The organism is Streptomyces sp. AcH 505 (assembly GCF_000818175.1).
In the GTDB taxonomy this organism is placed as follows: domain Bacteria; phylum Actinomycetota; class Actinomycetes; order Streptomycetales; family Streptomycetaceae; genus Streptomyces.
The window spans coordinates 4,148,018-4,154,574 of sequence record NZ_JTIY01000001.1 but is presented as its reverse complement, the minus strand read 5'-3'; the positions used below and the strand labels follow the sequence as shown (position 1 = coordinate 4,154,574).

Annotated in this window: 5 protein-coding genes; 2 read left to right on the top strand and 3 right to left on the bottom strand. The window is 71.7% G+C overall.

The annotated features are described in order from the left end of the window. The coding region (locus HY68_RS19005) for a glycoside hydrolase family 13 protein (RefSeq protein ID WP_041990466.1) at positions 1–1,203 on the bottom strand (1,203 nt) is incomplete at its 3' end. Positions 1,204–1,336: 133 nt separating this feature from the next. Between HY68_RS19005 and HY68_RS19000 the strand changes: the two genes are divergently transcribed. Next, complete coding sequence (locus HY68_RS19000; RefSeq protein WP_078863678.1) at positions 1,337–2,230, top strand: phosphatase PAP2 family protein; 894 nt, start codon at positions 1,337–1,339, stop codon at positions 2,228–2,230. A gap of 61 nt (positions 2,231–2,291) precedes the next feature. Here HY68_RS19000 and HY68_RS18995 read toward each other — a convergent pair whose 3' ends face one another. Next, positions 2,292–5,294 carry a bifunctional [glutamine synthetase] adenylyltransferase/[glutamine synthetase]-adenylyl-L-tyrosine phosphorylase gene (locus HY68_RS18995; RefSeq protein ID WP_041990462.1) on the bottom strand — a complete coding sequence of 1,001 codons (3,003 nt, stop codon included), beginning with the start codon at positions 5,292–5,294 and terminating at the stop codon, positions 2,292–2,294. A 179-nt stretch (positions 5,295–5,473) separates the two neighbouring features. On the opposite strand from HY68_RS18995, the gene HY68_RS18990 reads away from it, so the two are divergent. Continuing rightward, on the top strand, positions 5,474–5,986 hold the full coding sequence (locus tag HY68_RS18990; RefSeq protein ID WP_041996569.1) for a pyridoxamine 5'-phosphate oxidase family protein: 513 nt from the start codon (positions 5,474–5,476) through the stop codon (positions 5,984–5,986). A gap of 4 nt (positions 5,987–5,990) precedes the next feature. Here HY68_RS18990 and HY68_RS43855 read toward each other — a convergent pair. Next, on the bottom strand, positions 5,991–6,557 hold a 567-nt coding region (locus HY68_RS43855), incomplete at its 5' end, for a hypothetical protein (protein ID WP_041990460.1).

Genomic DNA, 6,557 nt, shown 5'->3' with positions numbered 1-6,557 from the left:
GCCCAACTCCTCACCCTGGTAGAGATAGGCGGAGCCGGGCAGCGCCAGCATCAGCAGCGTGGCGGCGCGGGCCCTGCGCAGGCCGAGCGCGCGGTCGCCGGCCTGCCGGGTCTGGATGCCGGCGCCCGGCGGGTTCGCGAAGCGGGTGGCGTGCCGGGTCACGTCGTGGTTGGAGAGCACCCAGGTGGTGGGGGCGCCGACGGGGCGCATCGCGGCGAGCGAGAGGTCGATGACCTCTCGCAGCTCGCCGGCCCGCCACGGGGCGCTCAGATACTGGAAGTTGAACGCCTGGTGGAGTTCGTCCGGGCGGACGTAGTTCGCCGTACGGCCGACGGTCGAGGTCCAGGCCTCGGCGACGGCGATCCGCTCACCGGCGTAACTGTCCAGCAGGACCCGCCAGTCGCGGTAGATCTCGTGCACGCCGTCCTGGTCGAAGAACGGCAGGAGGTCGTCGGCGAGCAGCCGGACCGTGCCGCCCGCGCCGATGTCGGGCATGCCGGGTGCCTTGACGAGACCGTGGGCGACGTCGACCCGGAAGCCGTCCACGCCCGCGTCGAGCCAGAAGCGCAGGATCGACCGGAACTCCTCGGCGACCTCCGGGTGGTCCCAGTTGAAGTCGGGCTGCTCGGGCGCGAAGAGATGCAGGTACCAGTCGCCGGGCGTGCCGTCGGGGTCGGTGGTGCGGGTCCAGGCAGGGCCGCCGAAGACCGAGGGCCAGTCGTTGGGCGGCAGTTCGCCGCCCGGGCCCTTGCCTGGACGGAAGTGGTAGCGCGTGCGCGCCGCGGATCCGGGGCCGTCCCGCAGGGCCTGCTGGAACCACGGGTGGTCGCCGGACGAGTGGTTGGGCACGAGATCGAAGATGACGCGCAGCCCGAGCGCGTGGGCGTCGCCGATGAGCGCCCGCGCGTCGTCGAGCGTGCCGAACATCGGGTCGACGGCGCGGTAGTCGGCGACGTCGTACCCGGCGTCGGCCTGCGGCGACGCGTAGAACGGGCTCAGCCACACGGCGTCCACGCCGAGGTCCCTGAGATGCGGCAGTCGGCCGCGTACCCCGGCGAGATCGCCCATGCCGTCGCCGTTCGCGTCGGCGAAGCTGCGCGGATAGACCTGGTAGATCACCGCGTCCCGCCACCAGCCGGAGCTGGGGTCCGGTGCGCGGCGCCCGGAGGCACCGCCGGCGGTTGCGGCGATGTGCTGGGTCATGATGTCCCTGACGTGTCTTGATGTGGCTTGATGCCGGAATTCGAGACCCTGTTCGCGACCGGCCGCGAATGCGGGACCCCCGCCGTCGGGGGATGATCGGTCGGATGGTGGGTATCTGGCAAACTCTCTCACTATGGGTGAAACGACCGTGCAATCGCAGGAAGGCCGAACGGCTGCCACGTCACCCACGAAGGACGAGGAAGCCGAGGCGTCAGAAGTGACAGAACCGCAGGCCACGGCGACTCGCCGGAGCTGGATCCAGCGGGCGAGAACGCCCCGCCACCCACGGATCTGGTTCGAGATCCTGCTGATCGGCGTCAGTTACTGGGTGTATTCACTGATCCGGAACGCGGTCCCCGAACAGCGCGTCAAAGCGTTGCACAATGCGAACTGGATTTGGCATACCGAACATACTTTGGGAATTGCGTTCGAACAGTCGGTCAATCACGCCTTGAATTCTGTGACCTGGCTTATTGTAGGCATGAACTACTACTACGCAACTCTCCACTTCATTGTCACCATCGGTGTGCTCATCTGGTTGTACCGCCGTCATCCGGGCCGTTATGCCGCCGCCCGGCTCGCCCTCTTCGCGACCACCGTGGTGGCCCTGCTCGGTTACTACCTGTATCCGCTGGCGCCGCCCCGGCTGATGACGCACACCCACTTCATCGACACGGTCGCCGTGCACCAGACCTGGGGCTCGATGTCCGCCGGCAGCCTCAAGCAGGTGTCGAACCAGTACGCGGCCATGCCGTCGATGCACATCGGCTGGTCGCTGTGGTGCGGGATCACCATCTTCGCGCTGGCCAAGACGCCGTGGGCGCGGATCCTGGGCCTGCTCTACCCGTGTGTCACGCTGCTGGTCATCGTCTCCACCGCGAACCACTTCGTGCTGGACGCGGTCGGCGGGGCGCTGTGCCTGGCCTTCGGGTACGCCGTGTCGTACGCCTGGTACCGGCGGCTGCCGTACCAACTGCCCAGGCTCCCGGCGGCGGACGAGAAGCAGCGGGCGTCCGTCGGCTCCTGAGCGGCGTGCGGGCGTGCGGGCGTGAGCGGCGTGCGGGCCAGGCCCCGTCGCGCGGCGCCCGCTACGTCGCGTCGTAGAACAGCTCCTCCATCACGGCGCGCGCCCTGCGCGTCGTACGGCGGTAGTCCTCCAGCATGTCGCCGATGTGGCCGGGCCCGTAGCCCAGGTAGCGGCCCATCGCGCCCAGTTCACGGCCGTCCGAGGGAAACGTGTCGCCCGGCCTGCCCCGTACCAGCATCACACCGTTGCGCACCCGCGTCGCCAGCACCCACGCCTCGTCCAGCGTCCGCGCCTCCTCCTCGCCGAGCAGCCCCGCCTCGCGCGCGGCGGCGAGCGCGGCGCGGGTGCGGGTGGTCCGCAGCCCCGGCACCGCCCAGGCGTGCCGCATCTGGATCAGCTGGACCGTCCACTCGACGTCGGAGAGCCCGCCCCGGCCGAGCTTGGTGTGCAGGGTCGGGTCGGCGCCGCGCGGCATCCGTTCCGTCTCCATCCGCGCCTTGAGCCGGCGGATCTCCCGTACCGCGTCCTCGCCGAGGCCTTCGACGGGGTAGCGCAGCGGGTCGACCAGCTCGACGAACCGCCGTCCCAGGTCCGGGTCGCCCGCCATCGGCTCGGCGCGCAGCAGGGCCTGGCTCTCCCAGCCGAGCGACCAGCGCCGGTAGTACGCGGCGTAGGAGGCGAGCGTACGGACCAGCGGGCCGCTCTTGCCCTCGGGGCGCAGATCGGCGTCGATCATCAGCGGCGGGTCGGCCGTGGGGATCTGCAGCAGCCTGCGCATCTCGGCGACGACGGTGTTGGCGGCGCGGGCCGCCTCCGGCTCGTCCACGCCTTCCCGTGGCTCGTGCACGAAGAGCACGTCCGCGTCGGAGCCGTACGCCAGCTCGTGGCCGCCGAAGCGGCCCATGCCGATGACGCTGAAGCGGGTGGGCAGGGTGTCACCCCACTCGGCCCGCACGGCGGCGCGCAGGGCGCCGGCGAGGGTGGCCGCGTTCAGATCGGTGAGGGCGTTGCCGACGCGGTCGACCAGGGCGCCGGGGTCCTCCTCCGCCGGGCTGTCCTCCGTACCGTACGAGCCGATGAGGTCGGCGGCGGCCGTACGGAACAGCTCCCGCCTGCGAACGCCGCGCGCCGACGCGACAGCGCCTTCGGCGGTGTCCGCCCTGCCGACCGCCGCGACGATCTCCTGCTCAAGGCCCGCGCGGGCGCGCGGCTCAAGACCGTGCGGGTCGCCGAGGATCGCGACCGCCTCGGGAGCCCGCAGCAGCAGGTCGGGGGCGAGCCGCCCGGCCGACAGGACACGCGCCAGATTCTCCGCCGCCGCGCCCTCGTCCCGCAGCAGCCGCAGATACCAGGGCGTCTTGCCCAGGGCGTCGGAGACCTTGCGGAAGCCCAGCAGCCCGGCGTCCGGGTCGGCGGAGTCGGCGAACCAGCCGAGCAGCACCGGCAGCAGCGTCCGCTGGATGGCCGCCTTGCGGCTCACGCCCGACGACAGCGCCTCCAGATGCCGCAGCGCGGCCACCGGGTCGGCGTAGCCGAGCGCTTCGAGCCGCTGCCCCGCCGCCTTCGCGCTGAGCCGGATCTCACCGGGGGCGAGCTGGGCGACCGCGTCGAGCAGCGGCCGGTAGAACAGCTTCTCGTGCAGTCGGCGCACCACCGAGGCGTGCCGCTTCCACGCCTTGTTCAGCTCGGCGACGGGATCGCCGCGCAGTCCGAGGGAGCGGCCGAGCCTGCGCAGATCGGCCTCGCCCTCGGGCACCAGATGGGTGCGGCGCAGCCGGAACAGCTGGATGCGGTGCTCCATGGTGCGCAGGAAGCGGTACGCCTCGTCGAGTTGGGCGGCGTCGGCCCTGCCGACGTATCCGCCCGCGGCGAGCGCCGCCAGCGCTTCGAGCGTCGAGCTGCGGCGCAGCGAGGAGTCGTTGCGGCCGTGCACCAACTGCAGGAGCTGTACGGCGAATTCGACGTCCCGCAGGCCGCCGGGCCCGAGCTTCAGTTCACGCTCGACCTGCCCGGCCGGGATGTTGTCGACGACCCTGCGGCGCATCTGCTGCACGTCGGGCACGAAGTGGTCGCGCTCGGCCGCCTGCCACACGAGCGGGGCGAGCGCGTCGATGTACGCGGCCCCGAGCGCCGCGTCCCCGGCCACCGGACGTGCCTTGAGCAGCGCCTGGAACTCCCAGGTCTTGGCCCAGCGCTGGTAGTAGGCGAGATGGCTGCTGAGCGTGCGGACGAGCGGCCCGTTGCGGCCCTCGGGCCGCAGATTCGCGTCGACGGGCCAGATGGTCCCCTCGGCGTTCGTCTCGGAGCAGATCCGCATGAGGTGCGACGCGAGCCGGGTGGCCGCCTGGACGGCCTTGCCCTCGTCGGCGTCCTCGGGAGCGCCCTCGGGCAGGTCGCCGACGAAGATCACGTCCACGTCGGAGACGTAGTTCAGCTCGTGGCCACCGCACTTGCCCATCGCGACGACGGCCAGCCGGCAGGCCGCCGCGTCCTCCGGTGCGGCGGCGCAGGCCATCGTGAGCGCGGCGCGCAGGGTGGCGGTGGCGAGGTCGGCCAGCTCGGCCGCCGCCTGGGCCACGTCCGTCGTACCGCAGACGTCCCTGGCGGCGATGGCGAGCAGGCAGCGGCGGTAGGCGACCCGCAGCGACACGGGGTCGGTGGCGTCGGCCAGGCCGCGCTCGAACTCGGCGACACCGGGGTGCAGGTCGGCCGACTCGTAGGTGACCAGGACGCGCCAGTCCGCCGGGTGCCTGGCCAGATGGTCGCCGAGCGCCTCGGACGCCCCGAGCACGCCGAGCAGCCGGTCCCGCAGCGGCTTGGCCGTGACCAGCGTGTCCAGCAGGACGTTGCGCTCCTTCGGCTCCTGCGCCTCGGCCAGCCGGACGAGACCGCGCAGCGCCAGATCGGGGTCGGCGGTGGCGCCGAGTGCGTCGAGGAGCAGCGGATCGGACCGTATGGCGGACATCTCGGGGGTGTCGAGGAACCGCTCGGCGGTGGAGGGATCGGTGAAGCCGTGCCGCAGCAGACGGGTGAACGTACTGCTCCTGCGCCCCGGCACCGTCATCTGGGTCTCTCTCTCCTGTCGCACCGGCCCCGGACCACGAGGGTCCCGGACCTCTCGGATCAAGGTCCGGATCCGAGAGTAGTCGCAGCCCAGCGATGAGTCTCGGGCGCGCGCACGGTCTACACATGGCAGGAGCGAACGTACGGCGTGAACGAGTGGACGACCGAGAGGACAGCGTCATGGCGCAGCAGACCCCGCGTACCGAGCTGGACGCCCGCTACGGCGAACCGCGGGCCACCGCGACGGAGTGGGGGCGGGCGGTGACGCTGCTGACGGAGGCGGAGCTGTTCTGGCTGACGACGGTACGTCCGGAGGGCCGCCCGCACGTCACACCGCTGCTGGCGGTGTGGTCGGACGGCGCGCTGTACTTCTCCACGGGGGCGCGGGAGCGCAAGGCGCGCAATCTCGCCCAGAACCCGGAGGTGGTGCTGACCACCGGCACGAACGCCCTGCACGGCGGCTGCGACCTGGTGGTCGAGGGCCGGGCGGTGCGGGTGACGGACGACGCCCGGCTGACGGCGCTCGCCACTGCGTGGGAGGAGAAGTACGGCGCGGACTGGCACTTCGACGTACGGGACGGCGCGTTCGCCGGTGAGCGGGGCAACGTGGCGTATGTCTTCGAGGTGGCGCCGCGCACGGCGTTCGGCTTCGGGAAGGCGCCGTACAGCCAGACGCGGTGGGAGTTCGGGTGAGGGGTCAGGGGGCCTGGTCGACCGGGGCCGCTGTGGGCGAGCGGCGCGAGAGGGCGAGCAGCATCATCAGCCCGATGGCGACGCCCAGCCACACCAGCGCCGCCCAGAGGGCCTGAATGATCCAATTGCCCCCGTCCAAGCCCTGGATGACGAGAAAGCACGACGCCGACCCCATCGCGACGAGCGAGATCAGGTTCCCTGAACCGGACGGCAGCCCGTCAATCTCCCCCGCCATTCCCGAGATGGCGAAGCCGACAAACAGGAAGAACGGGATTCCCAGGAGTCCGAACCCCAACGTCACCCAGGAGAAGTCCGCCAGGAGCAGGGGCACGGCGCAGGCCGGCGGAATACATGCGGCTACGCAGCCGAGAGCGCCGTCGCCCGGCGTGGCCGCAGTCTGCCGGGTCCTGCTCCACACCACGAGCAGCAACACACCGACGGCCAGTGCGATCGTCGGTGCCCACCACAGCTCCGCCGCAGAAGTGGTCGCGATCAATGCCGTGTTGACGGCGGCGCCGCCCAGCACGGCGACCCGTCGGGTCGCCCGGGGCGACAGCCGCTCGGGTACGGC